This is a genomic window from Hubeiibacter jixunmingi (assembly GCF_041928215.1).
Lineage (GTDB): Bacteria > Pseudomonadota > Gammaproteobacteria > Pseudomonadales > Moraxellaceae > Acinetobacter.
In genome coordinates this window covers 24,647-38,729 of record NZ_JBHFHK010000016.1, presented here as the reverse complement: position 1 = coordinate 38,729, position 14,083 = coordinate 24,647, and the positions used below count along the sequence as shown (strand labels likewise).

Genomic DNA, 14,083 nt, shown 5'->3' with positions numbered 1-14,083 from the left:
TTTTTTGTCATGCCTTATGCTACTATTATAGTTTATTCCCCTTATGCAAAAAAATTACGGTTTTGCGTAAGTCCTAATGACAAATTTACATCAACAAGTGTTAGATTTGACCCGTAAAGGCATGTCATGGGATCAGTTGTATCGCAATGTAAAATTTAGCCCAGAAGTGCAAGGTTGGACGAATTTCTCAACCATGCGTACATTGAACATTATGGATATGCACCGTTGGGTAACTGGTAATACATATTTTATTTTGAAAAATATTGAAAAATCTGGCTTTCGGGCTGGATTTTTTGCTGTTGAATACTTGATAATCTAGGACGATGGCGATAAAGCATTTTCACGAGATAAATTGATGAATTTAGTATTGTTAGACCCGAGTGCTTATGATGATGTCCAAGACCTTTATCGCATCCAAGAGCCAAGGCAAATTGAACATATCAAGCATCATTTAAAAGCCAAAATTGGTGACACACTGAAAGTGGGTGTGCTCAATCAAGCCCGTTATCTCTGTGAAATTATAGCGATTACAGATGATTTTATTGAGTTAAAAACTATTCAAAAAGAGCCTGTACCAGATAAAATCCCCGTCACTTTAATTGTTGCCTTACCACGTCCCAAAGCCTTAAGACGTTTAATCATGGATGCAACCAGTTTGGGTGTAGAAAAAATCGTTTTGATGCACTGTTATCATGTGGAAAAAAGCTATTGGCAGACGCCTTTTTTACAAAAATTAAATGATTATGCCATGTTGGGGTTGGAACAGGCAGGCGATGTATTTTTACCCGAAATTGTTTTGGAACAACGCTTTAAGCCTTTTGTGGAAGACCGTTTACGGTTGTGGACGCAAGCTAAGCCGAGCTTTGTGGCTCATCCTTATAGCGTGCAAAAATTACCGATGAGTTTTAATCAGCCATGCCAAATTATTGTCGGAGCAGAGCGTGGCTTTACCGCTTATGAAATTGATTTATTACAACAAAACGGCTGCCAAATTTGTCAATTGGGCAACCGTATTTTACGTACCGAGACCGCAGTGAGCAGTATTTTAGCGAGGATGTTCACCTGAACGTAGATTTGCTAACGTGGCACGATCACTGGCATTGGCATTATTTGCGGAAGCAACATCAGGATTGATTTCTTGATGTGGCGGATTGCTGTCTTCTTCTTCAGCTTCGTCACTATTGCTGATTTTGGCTTGTTCAAAGGCTTCTTTGACTTGGGTCTGAATATTACTCACAGATGCTGCCATGCTACTGTCTTTGACATCGATCCACCATCTCACACGTAGATTGACTTTGGTATCCATGAGCTCTGCCACATCAACGGTGTACATTGGCATACTTAATACTTCACGGTCGTTGTTCAGAATACCGAGAATGAGATCAGAAGCTTGTTTGATATTTTCTTCATAATCAATACCAATCAAAAACTCACAGCGACGATGCTGATATGCCGTATTCACAATCACTGCACTGGTATAAACAGTCGCATTTGGAATGACGATACGACGTCCGTCATAAGAACGTAAAAACGTTGCACGAATTTGGATATCTTCAACCGTACCTTCTAAACCATTGACTACTATCGCATCGCCAATTTTAAAAGGTTCGCTGATCAAAATCAGAATACCTGATAATAAATTTTGAAAAATATCTTTGAATGCAAAACCAATTGCGACTGAGCCAATACCTAAAGCACTCACCAATTGCCCAGGTGAGAAACCAGGAATGATAATGACTAAGGCAATTAAAAAACCAAAAAATAAAATGGCTGTACTGCCCACACGATGCAGAACCAATACTAAATTTTGTCGAGTATAAGAGCGGTCAAATAATGCTTTGGTAACGATTTTTTTAAATAGTTTTGACAATAACCAAAACATTAAAAAGACCACTACACCAATGATGATATAAGGTACTCGTTCCCAAAAACCTTCAATGATTTTATTCATTGTGACATAAGCGTCACTGTACTTTTGGCTTTTTTCAATCACGGTCGTGGTGGCACGCTGACTGGTCTCTTGGATCAGTTGCCCCGTATCTTGTGCAATCTCTTTTAAAGAAGTATTGTCTTGATTTGCCACAATAAATTACTCAAAATTTGGTAGGTTAGAAATTTGCCAAGCTTAACTGCTTTTTGCCTATTTGACTATATCTCTTATAAAAATCGGTATAAAAATTAGCAATTGAGATACATTTTAAGCCAGCCCAAATGATCTTGTTTGACGGTTACGGTAGTTTTATCACTTTACCTTGGCGATTTAGATATAGGGTTTTATTTTTTAAGGTTGCCATCGCCACACCTTGACTAAATTGAGAGATGTCATCATAAATCAAAGGGATAATTATTTTTCCAGTTTGATCGATATAACCCCATTTTCCAGCTTTGTTGGCAATCGCAATACCTTGTACGAAGTCTTTAATTTCGTCATAGTCAAACGCAACCACAGTTTGATTTTGACGATTAATCACGCCAAATTTTTTACCTTTACTGACGATTGCTAAGCCGTTATTAAAATCTTGTGCAAAACTATAGTCAAAACCGATGATATTTTTTCCTGTTTTATCAATAAAGCCTGCTTTGTTATAAGCGGAATAGACCGCCGCAACGCCCTCTCGAAATGCACGTGCGTCATAGTATTGGATAGGGATAATGATTTTTCCTGATTTATCGATATAACCTTTGCTACCATTTTTCTCTACTACCGCCAATCCTTCGGAGAAGTCCTGTACTTGGTCGTATGTGGGGCTGATTATCATCTTGCCTGATTTATCAATGTAACCCCATTTGTCTTGTATTCTTACGGCAGCCAAATCCTCGGAAAAACCCCAAGTTTCATCAAACTGTGCTGCAATAACAAACTTTCCTGTTTTATCAATAAAGCCCCACTTATCATTTTGTTGTACTGCTGCAAAGCCTTCAACAAAATTATAAGCCATTTGATAAGGCTGAAAAGGAATAACGATTTGATTTTGTTTGTCCAAAAAGCCCCACTGCCCATCTTTACGGGCAACGAGTAGATTTTCACTAAAACTAGCCAAAAAATCATATTGAAAAGGGATAATGACTTTGGATTGTCGATTAAGCACGCCCCATTTACCATTCTGTTGTACACGTACAGCATCCTCTTGAAAGCAACCTAGGACATGATATTTTTGTTTTAAAATAGGTACTTCACAACCTAAATCAGGTAGTTTCGCAAAGCTTTGCTGTGTACTGGTTGTACTAAAAATGAGCATACTTAGACATAAGAAATGGATTTTTGAGTGACGCATTTTTTTCTCTTTTCAAATCTTGATCAGACTTGATTTTGTATAACATTGTTAATGATAACAGGATATAATAAATTGTTTTCTCACCAATGATATGCAGTTTATTATGTCGATGCTGACCTTACAACCACGTGTCTTGCAACAGGATTTGTCCCAATATCAAGGACGAATGTCCCCAACATTGGCTCGTATTTTATCAGCACGTGATGTGGCTATCAATCAATTTGACCTAGAATTAAAACATTTGCTGCCTGCCAATTTATTAGGGTTGGATGAGGCGGTACAACGTATCGACCAAGCGATTGATGCTCAACAGCAGATTGTTATTGTTGGAGATTATGATGCAGACGGTGCGACCAGCACTGCACTGATGATTTTAGTATTACGTCAATTGGGAGCAAAAGTCGATTATATTGTCCCTGACCGTTTTAAATATGGTTATGGACTGACTCCTGCGATTGCTGAATTGGCCTTTGAGAGAGTACATCCACAATTATTGATTACTGTAGATAATGGTATTTCGAGCCATGCAGGTGTAGCACGGTGTCATGAGCTGGGCATGGATGTGGTGATCACAGACCATCATTTAACCACAAAACAAACGCCACAGGCTTGTGCCGTGGTCAATCCCAATCAGCTCGGTTGTCATTTTGCCAGTAAGTCATTGGTCGGTGTCGGTGTGGCGTTTTATGTATTGGCTTGTCTTGCTACGCATCGCCAAAAACACGGTAAAAGCAGTGTCAAACTCAATCAGTATTTAGATCTTGTGGCATTAGGCACAGTAGCGGATGTTGGAAAACTGGATTATAACAATCGTATCTTGGTCAAAGCAGGGCTAAATCGTATTCGTAAACGGCAATGTCGTGCGGGCATCTTGGCATTGTTGGAAGTGGCTGGCAAAGCTGTGGAGCAGATGACTGCACAAGACTTTGGTTTTATTTTAGGGCCTCGTATCAATGCTGCTGGGCGAATGGACTCGATGCAAATTGGTATTGAATGTCTATTGTCAGAAGATTTGCCGACTGCCTATCGTTACGCTTACCAATTGGATGAGCTCAATCAAAATCGTCGCCAAGTCGAACAGAAAATGCGAGATCAAGCGGACAGGGAACTAGATAAATATCAACAGCTTGAGAGCTTGCCACCAGCTTTGGTACTCTTCGAGCCGACATGGCATCAAGGTGTGATCGGTATTGTAGCAGGGCGACTCAAAGACCATTATCATCGTCCGAGTATCGTCTTTGCACCTGATGAAGATGGCATACATATCAAAGGTTCGGCACGTTCGATTGCAGGTATTCATATCCGTGATTGTATCGAACGTGTGGCAGAACAACAGCCTGAATTAGTACGTTTTTTTGGTGGACACGCCGCAGCAGCAGGTTTGACCATTCAACGGCAGCACTTCGAAGCATTTCAACAGGCATTTATTAAACAAATGCAAAGCTTGGATGAACAGCTGTTTCAGCCGATTTTATATACCGATGGTGAGTTGTCAGATGATGAGTTTGATCTTGATTTCGTGGCACAAATACAACAATTTGAGCCGTGGGGACAAGGTTTTGAGCCACCCGTTTTCTGTGGCATTTTTGCTGTTTTGGAATATCAATGGCTGAAAGATAGTCACCTAAAACTAAAATTACAATTGGATGATGGACGAGTGGTCGAGGCAATCGGTTTTAATCTCAAAAATAAATTTGCCAATCCAACACAACGCATTGAACTGGTTTATAGTCTGGAAAAAAATGAATTTCGTGGCGAACAACGTTTGCAATTGAAGATTATCCATATCAATAACATATCTAAATCATAAAAAAGTTGTCGTTAAAATACACAATTAAAAAAATATTATTGATATATATCAGTTGCTTATAATTTAATGTTACAAAAAAATGGAAAAAGTGACTGACTATTCATAAAAAATACTGTATTTTTCCCAAATTAATACGCAAAGTACATCGTTATGGGCAAAGGTTTGCCTATACTGAATTACTTTTCAAGATTTGACACAGCAAGGAGTGGTTAAATGAAAAAGCTAGCATTATTGGTTTTGGCAATGGGTGTTACAACTGGCGCATTCGCTGAAATTAACGGCACAAGCTGGAGAACCATTGACGACGAAACAGGTAAACCAAAAGCAGTCATTCAATTTACAAAAGCAGCCAATGGAACCTACACAGGCACAATCATCAAGACTTTAGATCCAGCAGTACAAAACGGTTGTATGACTTGTGCAGGCAGCTTAAAGGGTAAAAAACTTGAAGGTGTAACGGTTGTACGTGGCTTACAATCTGTAGGTGGCGGTAAGTACGAAGGCGGTACGATTTTAGATCCAAAATCAGGTAAAACCTATAAATTGAATGTGACTGAAAATGGCTCACAATTAAAAGTACGTGGTTATATCGGTTTTTCTTTGATTGGTCGTGACCAAACTTGGGTACGTAACTAATTTAAGTTCGATTTTTCATAAAAAAAGCTAAAACGTAGGTTTTAGCTTTTTTATTTGTTTAAACTTAGCATAAACTTAAGCACGACGTGCTTTAATCAATTGCCAAACAGTAATAACCAATAATACTGTAAAAAATACGCATGACCACACAGGTAGTGATAATCCCAAAAACGTCCAATCTACATCAGTACAACGGGCTGAGCCAGAGAATACCAAACGCAATACTTCCTTATAAGGCAAAGTTTCAAGCATATAGTCCAAACCAGGACCACAACTTGGCGTATCTTCAGGCGGGGCATTTTGTACCCAGACATGAAATGCTGCAACACCTGCTGCCCATGTGATGGCGATCAGTCCCAAACCATTATAGACACGACGCACAATGACGGATACAGGATTGTGAATCAGAGCAATCAAGCTAAATAGCCCTAGTCCCATCAAGCCAATACGCTGGAAGACGCATAATGGGCAAGGTTCAAAACCCAAGCCGTGTTGCAAATACATGGCAAAAGCCATACCAATCACACTGCCTAAAAATAATATCAAGTTTACAGTGCGATAATTAAGATATTTTAGCATAAACAATTCACTCTATTTTTCATCTAAATCCTGCTGCGATCTCATTGCGGTTTTGCAGTCATTTAGCGATATTGTTGCACATATTGCTTGAATGACATATCGTCACTCGCTTCAAGCTCAGTCTGTTTCACAATCGATTTTTCCACTGCTTGAGCAAAAAATTGCTTTAATTCATCAGACATGACATAGTTTTGAATGTAGGCTTGATGTTGTTTTGCAAGCTCAGCACCAAAATGCCAAGTACCCCCTGCTTGTTGCGTTTCAGCCAACATTCTTGCCGATAAAGTCTGCTCTGGGCAAGCAACACGCTGTTGCATCAACTGTACTGCTGATCGATAATCGACAGTATGTGCTTGATTAAGTAGCTCAGCATAAGGCAACATATTTTGCAAACAGTCTTGTAGCCAATCTTTTAACAACACTTCGCCTTGTGGTGTCTGAATACGACAATCGGCATCACGTCCAAAATCAACGACTTTATTTTGATTGTCGTCAAGCATAGTTTGCTCAGCATCAGAAATCATCGGACTGTCTTGCAACAAACAATACAATGCCAAAGTTTCTAAGAATGCTGCACTCTGCTCATCGATACCAATCGCCAAATAAGGATTGATATCTACAGCACGCAATTCCACATAGGCTACACCACGTGCGGCAAGTGCTTGAGCTGGGGTTTCATTGCCTTGAGGTGGCTGTTTTGGACGAATTAAGCTGTAATATTCATTTTCAATTTGTAGCACATGATCATTGATTTGGATTGGCTCGCCGTTTTCATCATCTAAGCCAAGCTGTTGAAATGGCTCAAATGGTGTATGAATGGCAGCACGAATACCTTTGACATAGTCTGGCAAATTATTGTAATGAATACCTAAGGCACGTTGTGCAGAGTTTTGGTAGCCCAATTTACCCATACGCAATGCAGTCGCATGCGGTAAGTATAAAGTGGTTTGATTAAGCTGATGTAGATGATGCGGACGACCTGACACAAAACAACGACATACGGTAGGACTTGCTCCCAGTACATACATGACCAAAGGTAGATGACGAATAAAATTACGAATCAAACCAAAATAACGCATACTGCGATAATCTTGTGCCGTCAATTTTCTTAAATTCTCATCGTTTTCTTGTTGTTGTAAATAGTCGAACAATTGCTCTGGAAAAGACAGATTGTAATGAATCCCTGCAATGGTTTGCATACGGCGTCCATAGCGAATACCCAGACCATGACGGTATAAAGTTTTAAATTTACCTAAATTGGATGAGCCATAGTTTGCCAAAGGAATATTTTCATCTTTGCTGTCAAGCATACACGGCATCGATAATGGCCACAGTTGCTCATCTTCTGCCAGTTGCGTATCGACAAATTGATGCAATGCCGTCAAAAAGTCTAATGCTTCAGGAATACTACTTTTTGGTGGCGTAATCAGTTCGAGCAAAGCTTCGGAATAATCAGTTGTAATATAGCTGTGTGTCAATGCTGAGCCAAGCCCTTGAGGGTGTGGTTTTTGTGATAAAAAACCATTGCCTTGCATACGCAAAGTTTCACGCTCTAGCCCACGTTGCATTCCTTTTAACAGATGAGCTGGTAAGGATAAGTGTTGTTGCATAGAAGAGGTGTTTTGCATTCAAATTATCGCCTTAAGTTTTAGAGCATCATAACAGATTTATAGATAGGGATAATATTTATAATTGCAAATTGGTTATAAAAAGGTCGTGTTAGACGATGCATAACACGACCTACGATAAAATATCACAAAAATTTAAGTCAAATAATCCGCCATCAATTTGTGCATTTTGGCGATACTTTGCTTTGCTGCATCAGCATTATAACCCAAATCTACACCATATTTGGCAGCATTTTCATCAGCTTTTGGATTGGTAAAACCATGCTTGGCATTTGGGTAAATATCGACTTGATAGTCCACACCTGCATTTTGCATTTCTTGTTTAAATTTTTCCACATCATCCAAGGTCACCATAGTATCGATTTCGCCGTGTGATACCAATACTTTAGGTCTAAAGCCTTGATTGGCAGGCGTGCTGTGACTTAAATTGGCATGAAATGTCGCAACCACTTTTAAATCAGCATTAGAGCGTGCCAAATCCAGTGCAACTTTACCACCATAACAAAAACCAATTGCGGCGATTTTGGTTGCATCTACACCTTTTTGGCTTTGCAGGCAACGCATCGCTGCGGTAGCACGATCAACGATGGTATCAGGTTTCTCAAAAGTCGCCATCATATATTGATTGGCAGTTTGTGGATCATCCGCCAATTTTTTATCGCCATACATATCGACTGCCAGAGCGACGTAGCCCAGTTCTGCCAATTCTCTAGCACGTTGTTCAATATAGGCATTACGTCCCCACCATTCAGGGAAAACCAAAATCGCAGCGTGTTTATTATCGCTATCATTTGGATAAGCCAAATACCCAATCAGGTTTTGCCCATGACTGTCTTGATAGTGCACTTCTGTAGTCTGAATTTTATCCATAATGGATTCCTTTTTAAGTAAAATATGGGATTTAAAGTAACAGTTTTTTAAACTTTTGAGCGTTACACTTTGTATATTTATGGTCTATTCAGAGTGCAAAAATCATATACAAAAATAGTGTAAAAATTGCATTTTTTTGAAGCAATCAGTGCTAGGCTATACAGCAATTTTTAGATGTAATTTTTGTTTTGATTTAACAAAGGTGATAGGGGAATGTTTATGCGTCATCATCCATTAGTATTTTGTGCAGTTGCTGCGTTGGCAACGACAGGCGTCAGTCAGTCTTATGCTGAAACTGTATTTAGTTCAGGGAGTTTCGGCGGTTCACAAACTGTGCCAAGTGCTTATAATAATACTGCCAGCAATACACCTGTGCTTACAGCTACGAATAATAGTTCGTCTTATCAACCGCAAAATAATTTTCAACAATGTTTAGCCAATTTGCGTGGTCAAGCCATCAGCAGTGGTGTCAGTGCATCGACTTATGATCATTATACTCGCAATCTGAGTCCAGATTATAGTGTGATTGATAAACTGAATTTCCAACCTGAATTCCGCACTGATATTTGGGATTATTTATCGGCTTTGGTCGATGATGAGCGTGTGCGTGATGGGCAAGCCAAAATCGCTGAACATCGTCAAGTGCTGGAGCGTGCGTCACGTCAATATGGCGTACCTGTAGAAACCATCGTAGCGGTATGGGGCGTGGAAAGTAACTTTGGGGCAATTTCGGGTAATTATCCATTGGTACAAGCCTTATCGACGTTGAGCTGTGAAGGTCGCCGTCAAAGCTATTTCCGTGGTGAATTTTTTACCACACTGAAAATTTTACAACGTGGCGATTTGACTGAAGATCAAATGAAAGGCTCATGGGCTGGGGCATTTGGTCATACTCAATTTATGCCATCGACTTATGATCGTTTGGCGGTTGATTTTGATGGTGATGGTCGTCGTGATTTGGTATCGAGTATTCCAGATGCCTTGGCATCGACAGCTAATTTTTTAAAACGTGCGAATTGGCAAACAGGTATGCCGTGGGGCTTCGAAGTGCGTGCAGATGGTGTGAGTGCTTCCGGTCGTACCAACAAATCTGCCTTGTCAGGTTGGGCAAATCGAGGCGTGACCCGTATGGACGGTTCACCATTGATTCAAGGCAATCTATCAGGTTCAACGCCAGCGGCTTTGATTGCTCCAGCAGGTAACAATGGTCCAAAATTTATTGTATTTAGAAATTTTGATGCCTTGTACAGCTATAATGCGGCAGAGAGCTATGCCTTGGCGATTGCCTTATTGTCAGACCGTTTGCAAGGTAAATCGGGCGTGACTGGTCAATGGCCGACTGATGATGCCGGCACATCGCGTGCGGAACGCCGTGAAATCCAACAGTTATTGCTCAATCGTGGGCATGATATTGGTGCGGTAGATGGTTTGATTGGTGATCATACCCGCCAAGCGATTCGTATAGAACAGCAACGTTTGGGTCTCAATACTGATGGTCGTGCAGGACAGAAAATCTTAAATGCTTTACGTCAAGGGCGTTAATTGGCATTGTATTGATTAAAATTAAAATGCTGTGATCCGATAGTGATTACAGCATTTTTTTTTGAAAAAACACATAAAAAAAACAAGTGCTATAAGATGGCACTTGTTTTGAGGTCTTGTAGCAGATAAATATCAGCTATAAGTTAAGGCAACATTGCAAGATAAGTTGCAGGGTTCTGTGGTCGTCCGCTACGTACTACTTCAAAATGTAAATGTGGTCCAGTAGAACGTCCAGTGTTGCCGACATTGGCAATATGATGCCCACCAGATACACGCTGACCAACACGCACGTGTAGGCGTGATGCATGAGCATAACGCGTGACATAACCATTGCCATGATCGATTTCGACATAGTTACCCCAGCCATTACCCCAGCCAGATTTGGTCACGATACCACTGCCTGCAGCATAAATCGGTGTGCCAATTGGTGCAGCAAAATCTACGCCGTTATGATGGCGACGTACGCCCATGACTGTACGCATACCAAAGTGCGAATTGATACGAATATTGCGAGCGGGATGATGCGTCATCCATTGCCCTAAGGCTTGGCTTGCACCACGTGATGATGGATAGGCTGCAAGTGAATCGTTATTGAAGTAAGTCGCTGCGATGTTACTATTGTCACTGTCAGCAGACTCAGCAACGTAACGACCAGAAGATTGAATATTTGCCATAGCCACTGTAGAAGTGAAAACAGTACCGGCAAGCAATAAAAAGTAACGAATAAACATAGTATAATAGTACCTCATTCCCATCACTATCGGTTGCACTGTCGGGGATTATCGCTACAATGAACAACAATCCAAAAAAGGCCAACGCTCAACACCGTATAGGATGAACCATTACAATGTTACCGCAAATGCACAATAAACCTGCTTTTGAGCAATTAAAAAGCCGTGTACACTATTGGCAAAAGCTCACAGCACTGGTCTCGCCAATACTACCTAAAGGTGGTGAGTGGCAGGTTGTGTATTATGAGCAAGGCGTGTTAATTATTGCCGGTAAAAACAGTAGCCTGAATAGCCAAGTACGTTATTTACAGCAACAGTTTTTAGCAACTTTGCAGAATATTCCCGCATTCAATGGTTTGAATAAAATTCAAATCGTGATGCGTACAGAAACCTTGAGTGATAATCAGCCTAAAAATAGCCAAATCTCATCTCAGCAAGTGCTCACCGATGAAAATAGGCAGTACATATTGACTGCAGCCAGTATCGTCGGCAATGACAAGCTTAGCCAATCACTACAGCGTTTGGCAAGTCGAAATTCGTTGAAAGATGAATAAAATGTGTATTATACAAGATAAAGTTATAATATAACATAATAAATTTTTATTCATAAATAAATAGTATGATAATTATCAATAACTTATCATACTGGAACATAATTGATTGGTGGTCTGACAAAGTCTTTAGAGGTAACAACTCTATAACAATCTGGCTGGTCAAAAACGGTACGCAACAATTGATTATTTACAGCATGTCCTGCTTTATAAGCAGTAAATTTGGCTAAAATTTGGTGCCCAAGCAAATATAGATCACCTACAGCATCCAAAATCTTATGTCGCACAAACTCATCTGCAAAACGTAAACCTTCTTCATTGAGTACGCTATTTTCATCCAAACCAATGGCATTTTCCAAACTCGCACCAAGTGCCAAATTATTTGCCTGCAAATATTCTAAATCTTTTAGGAAACCGAATGTGCGTGCTTGGCTAACTTGTTCAGTATAACTTTGTGTAGAAAGCTCTAGACAGCGATTTTGGTGTTCTTGTGCAAAAATAGGGTGTTTAAAATCAATGGTAAAGTCTAATAAGAAACCATCATAAGGTTCAAAACGTGCGAACTTATCATCTACTTTGACTTCTACAGGTTGAATGATTTGGATAAATTTTTTGGCAGTGGTCTGCTCGTTTAATTCAGCTTGTAATAATAAAAATAGAAATGGTGCAGCACTGCCGTCCAAAATAGGTAACTCTGGTGCATCAACTTCAACCAACAAATTATCAATACCCAACGCCGCTACAGCACTCATCAAATGCTCGACCGTACCCACTTTCGCATTGCCTTGAATCAAATTTGAACACATAAAAGATTCTTGAATCAGGTGTGCACGTGCAGGCAAATCTACCGCAGGTTGTAAATCGGTACGACGAAAAACAATACCGCCATCCTCATGATGTGGGCATAAACGAATATTGACCTGTTTGCCGCTGTGCAGACCGATACCGCTAGCACGGACAGAATGTTTAATGGTTCGCTGTTTCAACATACTTACTTACACTTTTTATAACAGCCGTACAGTAGCATAAACTATCAAAATATAAAATATCTGGTCATACAAATACAACAAAATATTTCTGTAGCAAGGTGTTGATAAATATTAAAAAAAGCTGTAGTACGTTGCACTACAGCTTTTTTATAAATCTTCAAGGTAAATCGATATTATTGCTTGCCTTGTTGATTTTTAAGATATTCTTGAATGCTCATTGGTGATGGGCGATTCGCAGGTGCAGGGCGAGCTGGAGTAGTAGCTGTAGGTTCAACAGTGTTGTTCTCTACAGCATCAGCTGTCGCAGTCGGTGCAGCTTGCTGAGGCGCATTGAATGGACGAGTAAAAGTCGCTGCAACTTGCGGTTGTTGTGCTGGTGCTGGCGTGTGTGCTTGGATGGTTTGTTTTGGCTCGTTGTTACGTGTCAAACCAGTAGCCACTACAGTCACGCGGATCTCGTCTTTTAATGATGGATCGATGACTGTACCATAGAAAATTTCTACTTCTTCTTCGTCAATAATACGTTCAATACTATCAACAACAGCTTGAGTTTCTTTCAAACTCAAGTCTTCGCTACCTGCGATGTTCAACATAATGCTCTTGGCATCATGCAAGTTCAAGTTGTCAAGCAATGGACTACGCACCGCCATATCAGCAGCTTGCTGTGCACGGTGTTCACCACGTCCAAAACCAGTACCCATCATGGCATAACCACGTGTACTCATCACAGTCTTTAAGTCTGCAAAGTCCATGTTGATATAACCTGGATTGACGATCAAATCAAAAATACTACGTACAGCATTGAGTAACACATCGTCAGCTTTTTTGTAAGCGTCAGCCACAGATACATCGCCGTAAACTTCAAGTAAACGTTCGTTTGGTACAACGATCAAAGAATCTACAAATTCTTCAAGTTGTGCAATACCTTGATCAGCTGATTTTTGGCGTTTACGACCTTCAAAACGGAAAGGTGTAGTGACCACACCCACAGTTAAGATGCCCATTTCTTTAGCGATTTCTGCAATCACTGGTGCAGCACCTGTACCCGTACCACCGCCCATGCCTGCGGTCACAAATACCATATCTGCGCCTTCAAGTTGTTCACGGATTTGGTCACGAGTTTCTTCTGCAGCAGCACGACCTACTTCTGGACGTGCGCCTGCACCAAGACCACGAGTACTTTTTTCACCAAGTTGGATTTTGTTCGACACATTGGTACGGTCTAATGCTTGCTTATCTGTATTGGCACAAACGAATTTTACACCAGCGATTTGCTGATCTACCATGTTTTGTACAGCATTGCTACCGCCACCGCCCACGCCAAATACGGTGAACTGTGCTTGACCATTGTTATTTCTTGCGTCGTCTTCTAACAGTGTAAATGACATGAGTTTTTAGCTTCCCCAAAAATATGCTAAACATTAAAGCAATTACAATTGCTTATGCTATGAAATGGCACAAATATATCATGT

The 14,083-nt window shown here is 40.3% G+C and carries 12 protein-coding genes and 2 pseudogenes; 6 read left to right on the top strand and 8 right to left on the bottom strand.

Translation table 11 applies throughout. The features are described from left to right. Window positions 1-76: 76 nt before the first annotated feature. A pseudogene (locus ACEYX7_RS04115) lies at window positions 77-241 on the top strand (MBL fold metallo-hydrolase); the annotation flags it as partial. A gap of 114 nt (window positions 242-355) precedes the next feature. After that, complete coding sequence (locus ACEYX7_RS04110; protein ID WP_374803183.1) at window positions 356-1,066, top strand: 16S rRNA (uracil(1498)-N(3))-methyltransferase; 711 nt, start codon at window positions 356-358, stop codon at window positions 1,064-1,066. On the opposite strand, the gene ACEYX7_RS04105 is transcribed toward ACEYX7_RS04110, so the two are convergent. Next, a complete protein-coding gene (locus ACEYX7_RS04105) occupies window positions 1,046-2,083 on the bottom strand; it encodes a mechanosensitive ion channel family protein (RefSeq protein WP_374900228.1) in 1,038 nt (345 codons plus the stop codon). The two genes, ACEYX7_RS04110 and ACEYX7_RS04105, sit on opposite strands and share 21 nt — an antisense overlap. Before the next feature lie 145 nt (window positions 2,084-2,228). Then, window positions 2,229-3,275, bottom strand: a complete 1,047-nt coding sequence (locus ACEYX7_RS04100; protein ID WP_374806926.1) for a WG repeat-containing protein — start codon at window positions 3,273-3,275, stop codon at window positions 2,229-2,231. A gap of 103 nt (window positions 3,276-3,378) precedes the next feature. Between ACEYX7_RS04100 and recJ the strand changes: the two genes are divergently transcribed. Together recJ and ACEYX7_RS04090 are read left to right on the top strand one after the other, a co-directional pair. Continuing rightward, window positions 3,379-5,085 (top strand): single-stranded-DNA-specific exonuclease RecJ, encoded by a 1,707-nt coding sequence (gene recJ / locus ACEYX7_RS04095; RefSeq protein ID WP_374803177.1) that lies wholly within the window; start codon window positions 3,379-3,381, stop codon window positions 5,083-5,085. Window positions 5,086-5,298: 213 nt separating this feature from the next. Beyond that, window positions 5,299-5,721 (top strand): DUF2147 domain-containing protein, encoded by a 423-nt coding sequence (locus ACEYX7_RS04090; protein WP_374803175.1) that lies wholly within the window; start codon window positions 5,299-5,301, stop codon window positions 5,719-5,721. 75 nt (window positions 5,722-5,796) lie between these two features. On the opposite strand, the gene ACEYX7_RS04085 is transcribed toward ACEYX7_RS04090, so the two are convergent. The 3 genes from ACEYX7_RS04085 to ACEYX7_RS04075 all read right to left on the bottom strand — a co-directional run bounded on the left by ACEYX7_RS04085 (window position 5,797) and on the right by ACEYX7_RS04075 (window position 8,822). Beyond that, window positions 5,797-6,300 (bottom strand): disulfide bond formation protein B, encoded by a 504-nt coding sequence (locus ACEYX7_RS04085; protein WP_374803173.1) that lies wholly within the window; start codon window positions 6,298-6,300, stop codon window positions 5,797-5,799. 62 nt (window positions 6,301-6,362) lie between these two features. Further along, on the bottom strand, window positions 6,363-7,928 hold the full coding sequence (gshA, locus tag ACEYX7_RS04080) for a glutamate--cysteine ligase (protein ID WP_374803171.1): 1,566 nt from the start codon (window positions 7,926-7,928) through the stop codon (window positions 6,363-6,365). Between the two features lie 135 nt (window positions 7,929-8,063). Beyond that, window positions 8,064-8,822: a dienelactone hydrolase family protein gene (locus ACEYX7_RS04075; protein ID WP_374803185.1), complete on the bottom strand. Its 759-nt coding sequence runs from the start codon at window positions 8,820-8,822 to the stop codon at window positions 8,064-8,066. A 195-nt stretch (window positions 8,823-9,017) separates the two neighbouring features. Between ACEYX7_RS04075 and ACEYX7_RS04070 the strand changes: the two genes are divergently transcribed. Further along, complete coding sequence (locus ACEYX7_RS04070) at window positions 9,018-10,340, top strand: lytic murein transglycosylase (RefSeq protein ID WP_374900226.1); 1,323 nt, start codon at window positions 9,018-9,020, stop codon at window positions 10,338-10,340. Window positions 10,341-10,483: 143 nt separating this feature from the next. Here ACEYX7_RS04070 and ACEYX7_RS04065 read toward each other — a convergent pair. Further along, window positions 10,484-10,828, bottom strand: a pseudogene (locus ACEYX7_RS04065) (M23 family metallopeptidase); the annotation flags it as partial. A 359-nt stretch (window positions 10,829-11,187) separates the two neighbouring features. Between ACEYX7_RS04065 and ACEYX7_RS04060 the strand changes: the two are divergent. Next, the gene (locus tag ACEYX7_RS04060) at window positions 11,188-11,625 is read left to right on the top strand and encodes a DUF721 domain-containing protein (RefSeq protein WP_374803167.1); all 438 of its coding nucleotides are present in this window, start codon (window positions 11,188-11,190) and stop codon (window positions 11,623-11,625) included. 86 nt (window positions 11,626-11,711) lie between these two features. Here the strand turns inward: ACEYX7_RS04060 and lpxC are convergent, their stop codons facing one another. Further along, window positions 11,712-12,611 (bottom strand): UDP-3-O-acyl-N-acetylglucosamine deacetylase, encoded by a 900-nt coding sequence (gene lpxC, locus ACEYX7_RS04055; RefSeq protein ID WP_374803165.1) that lies wholly within the window; start codon window positions 12,609-12,611, stop codon window positions 11,712-11,714. Between the two features lie 173 nt (window positions 12,612-12,784). Then, window positions 12,785-13,999 carry a cell division protein FtsZ gene (gene ftsZ / locus ACEYX7_RS04050; RefSeq protein WP_374806931.1) on the bottom strand — a complete coding sequence of 405 codons (1,215 nt, stop codon included), beginning with the start codon at window positions 13,997-13,999 and terminating at the stop codon, window positions 12,785-12,787. Between the last annotated feature and the right edge of the window lie 84 nt (window positions 14,000-14,083).

Coding starts and splice junctions, on each gene's coding strand:
- ACEYX7_RS04110 (WP_374803183.1), top strand. CDS start 356: ATGAATTTAGTATTGTTAGACCCGAGTGCTTATGATGATGTCCAAGAC.
- ACEYX7_RS04100 (WP_374806926.1), bottom strand. CDS start 3,275: ATGCGTCACTCAAAAATCCATTTCTTATGTCTAAGTATGCTCATTTTT.
- recJ (WP_374803177.1), top strand. CDS start 3,379: ATGTCGATGCTGACCTTACAACCACGTGTCTTGCAACAGGATTTGTCC.
- ACEYX7_RS04090 (WP_374803175.1), top strand. CDS start 5,299: ATGAAAAAGCTAGCATTATTGGTTTTGGCAATGGGTGTTACAACTGGC.
- ACEYX7_RS04085 (WP_374803173.1), bottom strand. CDS start 6,300: ATGCTAAAATATCTTAATTATCGCACTGTAAACTTGATATTATTTTTA.
- gshA (WP_374803171.1), bottom strand. CDS start 7,928: ATGCAAAACACCTCTTCTATGCAACAACACTTATCCTTACCAGCTCAT.
- ACEYX7_RS04070 (WP_374900226.1), top strand. CDS start 9,018: ATGCGTCATCATCCATTAGTATTTTGTGCAGTTGCTGCGTTGGCAACG.
- ACEYX7_RS04060 (WP_374803167.1), top strand. CDS start 11,188: ATGTTACCGCAAATGCACAATAAACCTGCTTTTGAGCAATTAAAAAGC.
- lpxC (WP_374803165.1), bottom strand. CDS start 12,611: ATGTTGAAACAGCGAACCATTAAACATTCTGTCCGTGCTAGCGGTATC.
- ftsZ (WP_374806931.1), bottom strand. CDS start 13,999: ATGTCATTTACACTGTTAGAAGACGACGCAAGAAATAACAATGGTCAA.